Origin of the sequence: uncultured Succinatimonas sp. (assembly GCF_905203285.1) — a bacterium.
Classification (GTDB): Bacteria; Pseudomonadota; Gammaproteobacteria; order Enterobacterales; family Succinivibrionaceae; genus Succinatimonas.
Genome location: NZ_CAJKVK010000054.1, coordinates 1 through 14,081 on the forward strand (window position 1 = coordinate 1; position 14,081 = coordinate 14,081).

Consider the following 14,081-nt stretch of genomic DNA (forward strand, 5'->3'; position numbering starts at 1 on the left):
TATCAAGTAAATATTGAGACGGAGACAAGCCATCAACGGATTGAAGTCCTATAGCCGTCTGCCATGCATTGATCTTATCTTGCGAAGATGGCTCTCCTTGCCGCAAATATTCCTCAAAATCCGATATAACCATAAATATCCCGATATCAAACAAACTTGCTAAATTCTAAAATGAGCATTTAAATTTCACTTTCAACAAGTTTACTTAAAAAACATACTTAACTTTTAACTACATAAAATATTTGCTTAACCTGTCCTGCTATTTAATTAATGTCTTTAAGTATTCCTGCTCAATCTGTTTTGCGTCCATACCTTCAACTGCCTGTTTGTCAGCTTCAATATCATCATCCGTAGGCTCAATATTAAAAGCATGCGGTTTTTGTTCTTCAAACCAATCAGGCTTATGGTATGCGATTCTGTTTATGTACCAAATACGCGCACCTCTAGGGGTATGAACTGACGCATCATCCCCTTCGGCTTTTCCTAATAAAGCCCTGGCCATAGGAGAATCAATTGAAATATAGTTGGTACGCCCGAAGATTTCATCTCCGCCGACGATTCTTATTTGCATTAAAGACTCATCGTCATCTGCTTCTATTTCAACATAGGCTCCGAAAAAGACTTTACCGTCCTGCTGCGGATTGTATTCAATCACCTGGAGATTATTCATGCAGCCGCGCAAATAGCGAATACGCCTGTCAATTTGTGCCAGTAAACGCTTATTGTATTGATAATCGGCATTTTCGGAACGATCGCCAAGACTTGCTGCCCATGAAACTTTCTGCGTTACGTCAGGACGCTTTTCCAGCCATAAATAATCAAGTTCCTGATGCAATAAATCATAACCTTCACGTGTAATATAAGGCTTTCCCATGATGATCATTCCTTAAAAAACATTAAAGCCCGACACGGATAACCGTATCGGGCCTATTTTAACCTATTAAGGTTATTGCGTTAACGCAAATTAGAGCTGAGGACCAGCCTTAGCCAATTCACCGTTCAAAGCTTCGAACTTCTTGAAGTTCTTAATGAAGCGACCGGCCAAGTCAGCGGCTCTCTTGTTCCACTCTGCAGGATCTGCATAGGTGTCGCGCGGGTCAAGGATCTTCGGATCAACGCCCGGAAGAGCGGTCGGAACCTTGAAGGAGAATACCGGAATGGTCTTGGTTTCGGCTTTATCAATGGAGCCGTCCAAAATTGCGTCGATGATGCCGCGAGTATCTTTAATGGAGATACGCTTGCCGGTGCCGTTCCAGCCGGTGTTGACGAGGTAAGCGGAAGCGCCAGAGGCGTTCATGCGCTTAACCAATACGTCAGCGTAGGTGGTAGGAGGCAGAGTCAAGAAAGCAGCGCCGAAGCATGAAGAGAAGGTCGGGGTCGGCTCGGTAATACCACGCTCGGTACCGGCTAACTTAGCGGTAAAGCCGGAGAGGAAGTAGTACTTGGTCTGCTCTTTGTCAAGGATTGATACAGGCGGGAGAACGCCGAAAGCATCAGCTGACAAGAAGATTACGCGCTTAGCAGCAGGAGCCTTGGAGATCGGACGAACGATGTTCTTGATGTGATAAATCGGGTAAGAAACACGGGTGTTCTCGGTTACGGACTTATCAGCAAAGTCGATCTTGCCGTTTGCGTCAACAGTTACGTTCTCAAGGAGAGCGTCACGCTTGATAGCTGCCCAAATATCCGGCTCATTTTCCTTGGAAAGGTTAATTACCTTAGCGTAGCAGCCGCCTTCGAAGTTGAATACGCCTTCGTCGTCCCAGCCGTGCTCGTCATCACCGATGAGTAAGCGCTTAGGATCGGTTGAAAGGGTGGTCTTACCGGTGCCGGACAGACCGAAGAAGATGGCGGTGTTCTTGCCTTCCATATCGGTGTTGGCGGAGCAGTGCATAGCAGCAATGCCCTTAAGCGGTAAGTAGTAGTTCATCATGGAGAACATGCCCTTCTTCATCTCGCCGCCGTACCAGGTGTTGAGGATGATCTGCATACGCTCGGTAAGGTTGAAGACAACGGCGGTCTCGGAATTGAGGCCTAAACGCTTGTAGTCAGTAACCTTAGCCTTGGAAGCATTGAATACGACGAAGTCAGGCTCGAAGTTCTTGAGTTCTTCTTCGGTCGGACGAATGAACATGTTGGTAACGAAGTGAGCCTGCCATGCTACTTCAACGATGAAGCGGATCTTAAGGCGGGTATTCTCGTTAGCACCGCAGAATAAATCAACAACGTAGAGTTTCTTGTTGGAAAGTTCTTTAACGGCTAATTCTTTTAACTCATTCCAAGCTTCAGTGGTTAAAGGCTTGTTGTCATTCTTGAATTCTTCAGAGGTCCACCAAATGGTATCTTTTGAGGTGTCATCTTTAACGATGAACTTATCCTTCGGGGAACGGCCGGTGTAGATACCGGTCATAACATTGACGGCACCCATCTCGGTAACGACGCCTTTGTCAAAGCCGGTCAGGCCTGCGGCGGTCTCTTCAGCAAATAACTGCTCGTAAGAAGGATTGTGAACAATCTCAGTAGTGCCGGTAATACCGTACTTAGTTAAGTCCATTTTTTTCTCCACATAAAAACCGAAAACATAATTCTCGGTGGTTTTTAATTAACTCATCTAATTTTACTAGAAAAAGAGCCTATCTTTAAACTCAAAACAGCTTTTTTTTAAGCATTTTTTTCACTTTTGCACTGTTGATTTTTTTTCTTAGCGATATACTTATACATTTGCGATATCAAACAAGTGTTAAGAGCTTTTATATGAGTAAGATAACAGTATCAAAACCTGCACAGGAATACTTTAAGAAGATCATTGCCAAGCAAAAGATGGAAGGTCTTGCCATCAGATTGTCCGCTACCAACGTCGGCACTCCGGGTGTCGAATGCGGGATCTTATATTGTCCTAAAGAATACATCACGATGAATGATGAGCACTTTAAGATGGACGGCTTTGAAATCGTCATTGATTCAAGCGTAAGCCCTTATCTTGACGAGTCGGTGATCGATCTGTCAAAAGATGATGACGGCAATGATTTGCTCACGTTCCATGCTCCGAATCTTAAAAAACAGGATTTACCTGAAGATGCTACTTTGTTTGACAGAGTAAAAAGATTCTTTGAAACTACCGTAAATCCGGCTTTGGCAGGTCACGGCGGAGCCGCCGCACTTGAAGAAGTCACCGAAGACGGTGTAGTAAAAGTTCGTTTCTCAGGCGGATGCAACGGCTGTTCAATGGTCGGAATTACTTTAAAAGAAGGAATTCAGGCTCAGCTTAATCAAGCTTTCCCCGGAATGATTAAAGACGTTGTAGACGTAACCAATCACGTCAAAACTGACGAGACTTACGGTTGATATCTTTATTTAGACGCATAAAAAGGACGCAAAAGCGTCCTTTTTTATTCTCTTTTGCTAAATTCTAGCACTCACTTTTAAGACTGCGTCCTAAAAGCTCTTTTGCCGCGGTCTTTCCGGGTTTTCCGTGACAAATAACCTCATAAATCTGCGAACAAATCGGCATCTGAACATTATATTTATGCGCTAAGTTATAGATTTCAGGCGTCATCACATAGCCTTCAACCACCTGCGCAATCTTATCCAAAGCATCCTGAACCGTAACACCCTGTCCTAACATATAACCAAAGCGTCTGTTTCGTGACTGATTATCCGTACAGGTTAAAATCAAATCGCCAAGTCCGGATAAGCCCATAAATCCGCGTTCAGTAGCTCCCATAGCAAGACCTAAACGTACCATTTCGGCAAGACCGCGCGTTATAAGTGCGGTACGGGCATTTGCACCGAAACCTAATCCGTCAGACAATCCGGCGCCGATGGCGATTACGTTTTTAACAGCCCCGCCCAGCTGCAAGCCGATAAAATCCGAACTTTCATAAATGCGGAAGGTCGGAGTATGCATTATTTCGCACAGCTGTGAGGAAAAATCAGGATTGTTTCCTGCCACGGCAATTGCCGTAGGCATGCCCAAAGCCAATTCTTTGGCAAAAGTCGGTCCTGACAAAGCGGCAAGAGGTAAATTTTCAGGGACAATCCTGGATGCAACGGTACTTAGTAACTCTCCGCTGCCTACTTCTATTCCTTTTGTCGCCCACGCAAGTCGATGCTCCTTAGTTAAAAAAGGAACAATGTTTTTTATAACGGAAGCAAAAGTAGAACTCGGGACGACCACGAGCAAATTAGGAGAAGCTTTAACGCATTCTTCCAATGATGCGGTAAGAACTAAGCTTTGCGGAAAAGAAATCCCTGGAAGATAACGCTCATTCTGGCGTTTTTGCGCCATTGTCTCAACGCTTTTAGCGTTACGCCCCCACAAAGTGACCTTAAAGCCTTTGGAAGCTACGGCAATGGCTAAAGCGGTGCCGTAAGATCCGGCACCGATAACGGATAAAGACTGAAGATTCTTCACTGTTTATCCCATCAAAATTTAAGCTACAGGCTCATCCTTCTTCTCGGCAGGTTTCTGAGCTTCCTGAGACTGCTGAGCCTTACGGGCACGATATAAAGCCTCAAAATTTATCGGAGATAAATTCAGCTGCGGGAAAGTAGCGCGAGCAACCAAGCTTGAAATAAACTCACGAGCATAAGGGAACAGAACATTAGGAGCGGTTGCGCCTAATAAATAGTCAACCGCTTCAGCTGACAGGTTGCGAATAAGGAAAACGCCTGCTTGATTTACTTCGCATAAGAAAGCAGTATGTTCACCGTTTTTGCAGGTTACGGTAACGCGCAGACATACTTCATACTGATCATCGGTGATCTTTGCAGTCTTAGAATCAAACTCAACCTTAAGCTCAGGCTTCCAAGCAGCCTGAAAAACGGTAGGAGAATTGGGGGTTTCTAAAGAAACGTCTTTTGAGTAAATGCGAACAATCTGAAATACCGGCTGCTGAGCATTCTGTGCATTGTTCTGATTATTTTCTGACATTATTCAATCCTTATTTTGCAATTGTTTAATTCTTAGTGGTTAACGGCATATTGGAATTTTCCCATTCGGCAATACCGCCTTCTAAGATAAATACTTGAGTGAAACCTTCTTTTTTAAGGCTGCGAGCACAATTAAAAGAATCGGAATCATATTTATCGCGACCGACCAAAATAACCGGCTTTTCGCGATTCTTTTCAATGCGATTGATTTTGCCGGCTTTGATTTCAGCTGCAGTCATATTAATGGAGTTGGCGATATGACCGAGCTTGAATCTGTCGGGAGCGCGCAAATCAACAAAGACACCGTTCTCACGGTTAACCATCATGACGGCAAGACCGGTTGAGGCTTTCTTGACCTTTGCGGTCATGATCTTAAACTGAACGATAATAAGAAGCACCAGAACTACGAGCCAGGCTCCGCAAAACATAATATGACGGGAGATAAATCCTGAAAGCTCGCTTATAAATTCAGGCGAAAAAAATTCTGACACGTGACACCTCTAATTAGAAAATTCACTAAGTTGTAAATTTTATCATATTGATCTTAAGTGCACATTACGCATTTCACGCTTTTATCAAAAAGATCAGCGACTAAAACCCGTTCTTTAGGGCTGAGATCATCGCGGGGAGTAGATTCTGTTTTTAATATTGAGGACTTGAAGATAAAAAACATGAGTAAGTCGGGTAAAGGAACGATAGAAAATTCCGGTAAGAACGTTAAAGCAAAAGCGGGATTGAACCGTTCAATCTTAAATGAAGCGTGGCGTAAGTTTTTCACGTATCTTGAATATAAGCTAAAATTAAAGGGTGGAATACTAATAAAAGTAGACCCCAAGCACACTAGTCAAACCTGCATAAAATGCGGATACATAAGCAAAGATAACCGCAAGGAGCAGGAGACATTCAAGTGCGTAAAGTGCGGGTAATGAGGCACATGCCGACGTCAATGCCGCACAAAACATATTAATAAGGGCAGGACTTGCCCGGATGGCCTGTCAAGCGAACCTCGATAGAGGTCGGCAGCAGGAACACGCCGAAGCTTACAACAATAGCAATATTGTTGTTTAGCAGTAGGATCATCGGCCTTTATACCGGTGAGGACGTCGATACCAAAAACCTATGAAATTTAATGTTCAATTAAAGTGCATCGATTTTTAGCGATATCTAATTTACAGTCTTAAAAACCCTTTATTTTCAGATTAATTTTAATTCTAAATTAAAATAAATTAAGCGATATTCAAATATTAAATAACGGTTAGTTTTAATTAAACAACAATTTAGATAAAAATTATATTCTTATCACAAGGAAAACAAGCATAAGAATTAGTCTTAATTTTCTCAAATTCCATTGCACTAAATTATTATATAAGCGCACTAAAAACAGGAATTTCATGATTTTTCTTTACAGATGCGGACTAGAACTTAAAAATGAGCTCAAAAATCGTGTTTAGGAGATAAATCATGCAAGTTTCACAAGTTCTCTCGCTCATTAAAGATCAGCAGCTGCAGTTTGCCGATTTGCGCTTTACCGATACCAAAGGCAAAGAACAGCATATCTCTCTGCCGATAAGCGTCATTGACGAAGAGTTCTTCTCCCAAGGCAAAATGTTTGACGGATCTTCCATTGCCGGATGGCGCGGCATTGACAAATCAGACATGATTTTAATGCCTGATGCCGATACGGTTTTTGTCGATCCGTTTTATAAAGAGCCGACTTTGGCAATTCGCTGCGATATTTTAGACCCACAGTCCATGACCGGCTACGACAGAGATCCGCGCTCTGTCGCCAAGCGCGCTGAAACCTATCTTAAATCAACCGGAATCGGCGACGAAGCATTTTTCGGTCCTGAACCTGAGTTCTTCCTTTTTGACGATGTCCGCTTTGAAAGCACCATGAAAGGCTGCTTCGTCTGCGTAGATGATGTTGAAGCGGCATGGAACAGCGGAGCAAGCTACGAAAACGGCAATAAAGGCTATCGCCCGTCAGTCAAAGGCGGATATTTCCCAGTTCCTCCTGTCGACTCATCACAGGATATCCGCTCCGCTATGTGCAAAACCATGCAGGATCTGGGCCTCGTTATTGAAGCCCACCACCACGAAGTGGCAACCTGCGGACAAAACGAAATTGCAACTAAGTTCAATTCGTTAACCAAAAAAGCCGATGAAGTGATGATTTATAAGTATGTCGTCCAAAACGTCGCCAACAAAATGGGCAAAACCGCAACCTTCATGCCTAAGCCCATCGCAGGTGACAACGGATCCGGCATGCATTGCCATCAGTCAATCGGCAAAGACGGCAAAAACATTTTTGCCGGCAACCTTTACGGCGGTCTGTCTCAAGAAGCTTTATGGTATATCGGCGGCATTATCAAGCACGCCAAGGCATTAAACGCTTTTACCAATCCGTCAACCAACTCATATAAGCGCCTTATTCCGCATTTTGAGGCTCCGGTAATGCTGGCTTATTCGGCATCAAACCGTTCAGCATCAATTCGCATTCCTTTTTCGTTAAATCCTAAGGCTGCACACATTGAGGTACGCTTCCCGGATTGCACCGCCAACCCGTATCTTGCTTTTGCCGCCATGCTGATGGCAGGTCTTGACGGCATTATCAACAAGATTAATCCGGGTGATCCTCTGGATAAAAACCTCTATGACCTGCCTCCTGAAGAAGCTGCGGATATCCCTGAAGTCTGCGGTTCTCTTAGTGAAGCTCTTGAGGCTCTTAAAGCCGATAAAGACTTCTTAATGCAAGGCGGAGTCTTCTCCGATGACTTTATTAACGCTTACTGCGAGTTAAAGCAAATGGAAATCAACAAAGTAAATCAGGTTCCGCATCCGTGCGAATTTGAACTTTACTACGCTCTTTAATCATAAAACTTCGGCCGCTGCTGCTTGCGGCGGCTGAATTCAGCACAGGTACACAGTAATGCAACAAGAAAGCGGTTTATATGACTCAAGATTTGAACATGATGCCTGCGGCGTCGGCATGATTGCCAATATCAAAGGAAAGCGCTCACACAGCATCGTGCTTAAAGGACTTGAGATTTTAAAGAATCTTACCCACCGCGGAGCGGTAGGTGCCGATCCGCTGCAAGGCGACGGTGCCGGCATCTTACTGCAAATTCCGGATGAACTCTATCGCGACGAAATGCTCCAACAGGGCATCACTTTACCTCCGCGCGGAGAATACGGCGTCGGCATGATTTTTCTTCCCCAGGAAGCGGCCTCACGCCATGCCTGCGAAGAAGAAATCGAAAGAGCAATTCTTTCTGAAGGACAAACCATTTTAGGCTGGAGAAACGTCAGCATTGATAAAGACATGCCGATGTCAAAGGCCGTTAAAGAAAAAGAGCCGGTTATAAAACAGGTGTTTATCGGCCATAGCCCCGATCTTTGCGTAACCGACGCATTTGAGCGTAAGCTTTATATTATTCGCAAAAAGTGCTCAATCGCAATTTATAACCTTAACTTAAAGCACTGCAAAGAATTTTATATTCCGTCTTTCTCGACCCGTACCGTAATTTACAAAGGACAGCTTTTAGCTTCCCAGGTAGGAATTTATTACAAAGATTTAACCGATTCGCGCTGCGTATCATCCTTTGCTATTATTCATCAACGCTTTTCTACCAATACTTTCCCGCAATGGTCTCTTGCCCATCCGTTCCGTATGATAGCTCACAACGGAGAAATCAATACTTTGCGCGGTAATTTCAACTGGATACAAGCCCGTGAAAAAAATATCAGCTCACCGCTTTTTAACAGCGATCTGCAAAAACTGTGGCCGCTGATTTTTAAAGATCAGTCAGATTCTGCGTCATTTGATAATGCCGTCGAACTTTTGACCATGTCAGGCTATCCGATTGCCCAGGCAATAATGATGATGGTACCTGAAGCTTGGGATAAAAATCCGGCTTTGGATCCTAAACTTAAAGCCTTTTATGAATATCACGCCGCAATGATGGAACCGTGGGACGGACCTGCTGCCATCGTTTTCACCGACGGCAGACAAATCGGTGCCGCGCTTGACAGAAACGGCTTGCGTCCTGCCCGCTACTACGTTACTGATGAAGAAGTGATTCTCGCATCAGAAGCAGGCGTTATTCCTGTTGATGAAAAGAAAGTAGAAAAGAAACTGCGTCTTGAACCCGGCAAAATGCTGCTTATTGATTTAGAGCAAGGCCGCATCATTGATGACCATGAAATCAAAACTACGCTTTCAACGCAGCGACCTTATCAGGAGTGGGTTGAAAAACTGCGCTTTAAGCTTGACAGCAAGAGCGTACAAAATCCTTCTCAATTGTGCTCCCTTGGCCTTAACAAACTGCTCAAGGTCTTTGCCTATAACCGCGAAGAAGTTGACCGCGTCATAAAAAATATGGCCAAAGGCGGACAAGAGCCGATTATGTCCATGGGAAACGACGCACCGCTAGCCGTCTTATCCTCAAAATCCTGTCTTTTATACGATTATTTCAGACAGATGTTCGCTCAGGTAACCAATCCGCCTATCGATCCGATTCGTGAAGAGTTGGTAACCTCACTTATATCATTCATCGGTCCGCGTCCGAACCTTCTTGATATCGTATCTTGCAATCCTCCTGTGCGTCTTGAAGTTGAACAGCCGATCTTAACCGATGATCAAATGGAGCAGATCCGCAGAATTTCCTCTTACACGGCTAATAAATTCCGGATTAAAGAGCTTGATATTACCTATCCTCTTTCCTGGGGTTCAGACGGCATTGAAGCCAGGCTTGAAAGCATCAAGGCAGCGGCTGTCGACGCGGTAAAGTCAGGAGTTAATATCCTCATTATTACCGACAGGAAGGTAAGTGCCGATCGCGTGGCTATTCCTGCGCTGCTTGCTCTTTCTGCAGTGCATTTATGCCTAGTATCAAACGGACTTAGAACCAGTACCGGATTAGTAGTTGAAACAGGCTCTGCACGTCTTGTGCATCATTTTGCTCTGCTCGCAGGATACGGAGCTGAAGCAATTCATCCTTACACCGCATTGTCGCTTGTAAAGAGCATGAGTTCCGATCCTAAAGAACAAGAGGAGCTTTTGCACAATTACATTAAAGCTATCGATAAAGGTCTTGCCAAAGTCATGGCCAAGATGGGTATTTCTACCTATATGTCCTACATCGGCGCTCAAATCTTTGAGGCTGTAGGACTTAACAGCGAATTTATCGATCGTTACTTTACCAATACCAATTCCCCTATTGAAGGCATCGGACTTTTCGATGTGGCCAAGGAAGCGGTAAAAAGCCATAAAGAAGCATTTGCACCCAAATCATATTCAGATGACATGCTGCTTTCAGGCGGTAACCTCAATTTCCGTACCGACGGTGAAGAACACATGTGGACTCCTGAAGCAGTCACATTGCTGCAAGAGGCCGTGCGTGAAAAGTCATACGACAAATATAAAAAATACGCGCAAATTATTAACGATCAGTCAAAGCGCTTAATGACGATCCGCGGAATGTTTAAATTCAAGGACACCAAAGCCATTCCGTTAGAGGAAGTAGAAAGCGCTGATTCTATCGTAAAAAGATTTTCAACTGCCGCAATGTCAATGGGTTCAATCTCAGCTGAGGCGCACTGCACTCTTGCAATTGCCATGAATCGCATCGGAGGCATGTCAAACAGCGGAGAAGGAGGTGAAGATCCCAAGCGTTTTGCACCGATAACCGAAGATACCGACTTAACCGCAGTTTTAGGCGATAACGTTGTTGTACCTATTCCGCTTAAAAAAGGTGACAGCTTAAGATCAAGAATCAAACAGGTTGCATCAGGACGTTTCGGTGTTACCGCATCTTATCTTGAAAGCGCTGACGTCATTCAAATCAAAATGGCACAAGGTGCAAAACCCGGTGAAGGCGGACAACTTCCCGGACACAAAGTATCGCCTTACATTGCATACTTACGGCATTGTCTGCCCGGCATCGGTTTGATTTCTCCTCCGCCGCATCACGACATTTACTCAATTGAGGATCTCTCGGAGCTTATCTACGACTTAAAGCTTATAAACCCTAAAGCGGAGATCTCGGTTAAGCTCGTGTCGGAACACGGGATCGGCACAGTCGCTGCCGGTGTTGCCAAGTGCAAAGCCGATCATATGGTAATTTCAGGTCATGACGGCGGTACCGGAGCGGCTCCCATAAACTCGGTTAAAAACACCGGCTCTGCCTGGGAAATCGGACTTGCCGAAGTTGAGCAGACTTTGCTTATGAATAACTTAAGATCACGCGTACGTCTTCAGGTCGACGGACAAATCAAGACCGGCCGTGACGTAGTTATCGGAGCGATCTTAGGTGCCGACGAATTCGGTTTCGGAACCGCACCTTTGGTTTCTTTAGGCTGCGTTTTAATGCGCAAGTGCCAAAAAAATACCTGTCCTGCAGGTATAGCGACCCAAGATCCTATCTTGCGTAAAAACTTTAAAGGACAAGCCGACTTTGTCATCAACTATTTTTATTTCGTTGCTGAAGAGGCTCGTGAAATCATGGCTTCTTTAGGCATCCGTAAACTTGATGACTTGATCGGTAAAGTTGATTTACTTGATAAAAAGCAGATTTCCGACTCTATCAAAGCTCATGACTTAAGCTTTAAGAAAATTTTCTTTAAAGCAGAATCAAGTGACTCAGCTTATAACACTACAAAACAGCACCATGAGATAGAAAAGTCTCTTGACAGCCGTATCCTCAACCAAGTTGAAAACGCCATTAAATCCGACAAAGCTTTGTCTATAGACAGCAAGGTCGCCAACACTGATCGTGCCGTAGGAACTTTGATTTCAAATTTAATCACTAAGCAAAAGCGTGATTTTGCAGATGATTTCATTACATTGAATCTTAACGGAACCGCAGGTCAGAGTTTCGGTGCCTTTCTTGTAAAAGGAATTACCTTAAATCTTACCGGCGAAGCTAATGACTATGTAGGCAAAGGCTTGTCAGGCGGCATTATTAAAGTACGCAAAGCTTCTGACTTTTCAGGCAATGCCGATGAAAACATCATTGCCGGCAATACCTGCTTGTACGGCGCAACCTCAGGTAAGGTTTTCTTAAACGGCAAATGCGGCGAACGCTTTGCCGTGCGTAACTCCGGAGCCACTGCCGTCTGCGAAGGATGCGGAGATCACGGCTGTGAATATATGACGGGCGGTACCGTCATGATTTTAGGCTCCGTTAACCGCAACTTCGGCGCCGGAATGTCAGGCGGTATTGCATACGTTTACGACCCTAAGCATGAACTTAAAAACTTCCTTGCAAAAGGCAACTTTATCGTTACTTATTGCGATAAAAGCTCAAAGCATCAAGACGGCTTTAACGATAAAACAGAGATTTACTCTTTGCTTAAAGAACATCTTGCGGCAACCGACAGTCAAAAAGCCGCACGAATTCTTGCCAATTTTGACAATGAGCTTGAAAACTTCGCCAAAGTTTTGCCTGAAGAGTATCTGAAGGCATTAAATGGTCTCAACAAGGAGAATGCATAAAATGGGTTTTGAACGCGGATTTATCGACTTTGCGCGGGTAGAACCCGAGCATCAGGATGTTGCCTTAAGAATTCGTCATTTTGATGAATTTATAAAAACTTATGACGACAAAACGGCAATCAATCAGGCAGGACGCTGCATGGACTGCGGAATTCCTTTCTGCACGCGCGTCTGCCCGCTTCACAATGTCATGCCTGAAATAAACCAGGCAGTATGTGAAGGAAATTTTGAAAAAGCATACAAGCTCGTATCAATGAGCAATAATTTCCCGGAAATCACCGGCAGAATTTGTCCGGCTCTGTGCGAAGACGGCTGCACTTTAAGTCTTACCGACAAAAGCGTAAGCATCAAAGCCATTGAACGTAAAATCAGCGAATATGCTTTTTCTCACGGACTTGTCGGCATATTCAAGCCGCAAAAAGATACTAAAAAACAAGTAGCTGTAGTTGGCTCGGGACCTGCAGCGCTCGCCTGCGCCCAGGAGCTTACTCGTCTTGGCAATCACGTTACTATTTATGAAAAAAACAGTAAAGCAGGCGGGCTGCTGCGTTTTGGCATTCCGGACTTTAAGTTTTCCAAAAGTCTTATCGATCGCCGTTTAAGTCAAATGGAGCAGGAAGGCGTTAAATTCATCGTTAACACCATGGTCGGCAAGAAGGAAGATTTGGGGGAAGGCGTTCACTGTGAGGCAACAAACTTTATAAGCGGACAATCGCTTACAAAACAATATGATGCAGTTGTATTATGTCCCGGGAGCGAACAGCCGCGCGATCTGAAAATTCCGGGACGCGAGTTAAAAGGCATCTATTTTGCCCTTGATTTTCTTATCGCGCAAAATAAGGAAAATGACGGGGAAGTAACCAATCCTATTGACGTAAAGGGCAAGAAAGTTGTTGTCATCGGCGGCGGTGAAACCGCTTCCGACTGTATCGGAACAGCTATCCGTAAAGGTGCAAGCTCGGTCACTCAGCTTGACTATCACGATGAATTGCCCGAGCACGTCGATCCGCACTGCGGCTTTCCTTATTACAAAAAGATAAAAAGAACATCCACTTCCCAGCAGGAAGGCTGTACGAGAATTTTCTCTACCAATACCACCTCTTTTGAAGGTGAAGGAAAAGTAAGTTCAATCCGTACAGTAAAAGTCAAATGGGGTCCCAATCGCAAGATCACTCCGATTGAAGGCACCCAAGGACAAATGGATGCCGATATTGTCCTTATCGCCATGGGATATGCTCATCCGAGTTTATCGCTCGTAAACGAATTTAAACTTAAAACTGATAGTCGAGGTAATATTGCCGCCCCGACTGATGGAGAAAACGCTTATAAGACATCCTGCGATAAAGTGTTTGCCGCAGGAGACGGACGAAAAGGACAATCACTGGTTGTGTACGCAATCGCAGAGGGCAGACAATGTGCCTATGCGGTTAATCGTTATTTAAATCACTAAAGACTACCTGTTGCTCAAAGTTCCCTGAAGGTCTAAACCGCCCTTGGGGAACTTTTTTATTTAAAATTATTTGTTTTATAAGATAAAAATCTACTCTAAAAATTAAGCTCTTTATTCTTTTTAAGCTGTTTTTTCTAAACTTCAAGAAGCTCACCAAAGCAGTGCAATAAAAAAGTTAAAAAATTTTCCCTTGGATTTATGCGC

General features: G+C 44.2%; 9 protein-coding genes and 1 pseudogene. 5 read left to right on the forward strand and 5 right to left on the reverse strand.

Going from position 1 to position 14,081, the window contains the following annotated elements; translation table 11 throughout:
* Positions 1-400: 400 nt before the first annotated feature.
* Positions 401-874 (reverse strand): annotated as a pseudogene (gene greB / locus QZ019_RS06565) (transcription elongation factor GreB); the annotation flags it as partial.
* Between the two features lie 90 nt (positions 875-964).
* Positions 965-2,554, reverse strand: a complete 1,590-nt coding sequence (gene pckA / locus QZ019_RS06570) for a phosphoenolpyruvate carboxykinase (ATP) (RefSeq protein ID WP_295483422.1) — start codon at positions 2,552-2,554, stop codon at positions 965-967.
* 200 nt (positions 2,555-2,754) lie between these two features.
* On the opposite strand from pckA, the gene QZ019_RS06575 reads away from it, so the two are divergent.
* A complete protein-coding gene (locus tag QZ019_RS06575) occupies positions 2,755-3,345 on the forward strand; it encodes a NifU family protein (RefSeq protein ID WP_295483425.1) in 591 nt (196 codons plus the stop codon).
* 64 nt (positions 3,346-3,409) lie between these two features.
* Here the strand turns inward: QZ019_RS06575 and gpsA are convergent, their stop codons facing one another.
* From gpsA to QZ019_RS06590, 3 genes are read right to left on the reverse strand one after another with little or no spacing between them, the layout of a single operon-like run.
* Positions 3,410-4,414 carry an NAD(P)H-dependent glycerol-3-phosphate dehydrogenase gene (gene gpsA / locus QZ019_RS06580; protein WP_295483427.1) on the reverse strand — a complete coding sequence of 335 codons (1,005 nt, stop codon included), beginning with the start codon at positions 4,412-4,414 and terminating at the stop codon, positions 3,410-3,412.
* A gap of 18 nt (positions 4,415-4,432) precedes the next feature.
* Positions 4,433-4,933, reverse strand: coding sequence for a protein-export chaperone SecB (secB, locus tag QZ019_RS06585; RefSeq protein ID WP_295483430.1), 501 nt, complete (start codon positions 4,931-4,933; stop codon positions 4,433-4,435).
* A gap of 25 nt (positions 4,934-4,958) precedes the next feature.
* The gene (locus tag QZ019_RS06590; protein ID WP_295483433.1) at positions 4,959-5,423 is read right to left on the reverse strand and encodes a rhodanese-like domain-containing protein; all 465 of its coding nucleotides are present in this window, start codon (positions 5,421-5,423) and stop codon (positions 4,959-4,961) included.
* 180 nt (positions 5,424-5,603) lie between these two features.
* Between QZ019_RS06590 and QZ019_RS06595 the strand changes: the two genes are divergently transcribed.
* The 4 genes from QZ019_RS06595 (at position 5,604) to QZ019_RS06610 (ending at position 13,877) form a co-directional block, all read left to right on the forward strand.
* Positions 5,604-5,858 carry a zinc ribbon domain-containing protein gene (locus QZ019_RS06595; RefSeq protein ID WP_295483436.1) on the forward strand — a complete coding sequence of 85 codons (255 nt, stop codon included), beginning with the start codon at positions 5,604-5,606 and terminating at the stop codon, positions 5,856-5,858.
* A 535-nt stretch (positions 5,859-6,393) separates the two neighbouring features.
* Complete coding sequence (gene glnA, locus QZ019_RS06600; RefSeq protein ID WP_295483440.1) at positions 6,394-7,803, forward strand: glutamate--ammonia ligase; 1,410 nt, start codon at positions 6,394-6,396, stop codon at positions 7,801-7,803.
* Between the two features lie 58 nt (positions 7,804-7,861).
* Positions 7,862-12,427 (forward strand): glutamate synthase-related protein, encoded by a 4,566-nt coding sequence (locus QZ019_RS06605; RefSeq protein WP_295483442.1) that lies wholly within the window; start codon positions 7,862-7,864, stop codon positions 12,425-12,427.
* A gap of 1 nt (position 12,428) precedes the next feature.
* Positions 12,429-13,877, forward strand: a complete 1,449-nt coding sequence (locus QZ019_RS06610) for a glutamate synthase subunit beta (protein ID WP_294564401.1) — start codon at positions 12,429-12,431, stop codon at positions 13,875-13,877.
* Positions 13,878-14,081 lie beyond the last annotated feature (204 nt).

What these genes read in the sequence shown, in the direction of transcription:
- glnA (WP_295483440.1), top strand. Translation starts at nt 6,394, where the DNA reads ATGCAAGTTTCACAAGTTCTCTCGCTCATTAAAGATCAGCAGCTGCAG.
- QZ019_RS06610 (WP_294564401.1), top strand. Translation starts at nt 12,429, where the DNA reads ATGGGTTTTGAACGCGGATTTATCGACTTTGCGCGGGTAGAACCCGAG.
- QZ019_RS06595 (WP_295483436.1), top strand. Translation starts at nt 5,604, where the DNA reads ATGAGTAAGTCGGGTAAAGGAACGATAGAAAATTCCGGTAAGAACGTT.
- QZ019_RS06605 (WP_295483442.1), top strand. Translation starts at nt 7,862, where the DNA reads ATGCAACAAGAAAGCGGTTTATATGACTCAAGATTTGAACATGATGCC.
- QZ019_RS06575 (WP_295483425.1), top strand. Translation starts at nt 2,755, where the DNA reads ATGAGTAAGATAACAGTATCAAAACCTGCACAGGAATACTTTAAGAAG.
- pckA (WP_295483422.1), bottom strand. Translation starts at nt 2,554, where the DNA reads ATGGACTTAACTAAGTACGGTATTACCGGCACTACTGAGATTGTTCAC.
- secB (WP_295483430.1), bottom strand. Translation starts at nt 4,933, where the DNA reads ATGTCAGAAAATAATCAGAACAATGCACAGAATGCTCAGCAGCCGGTA.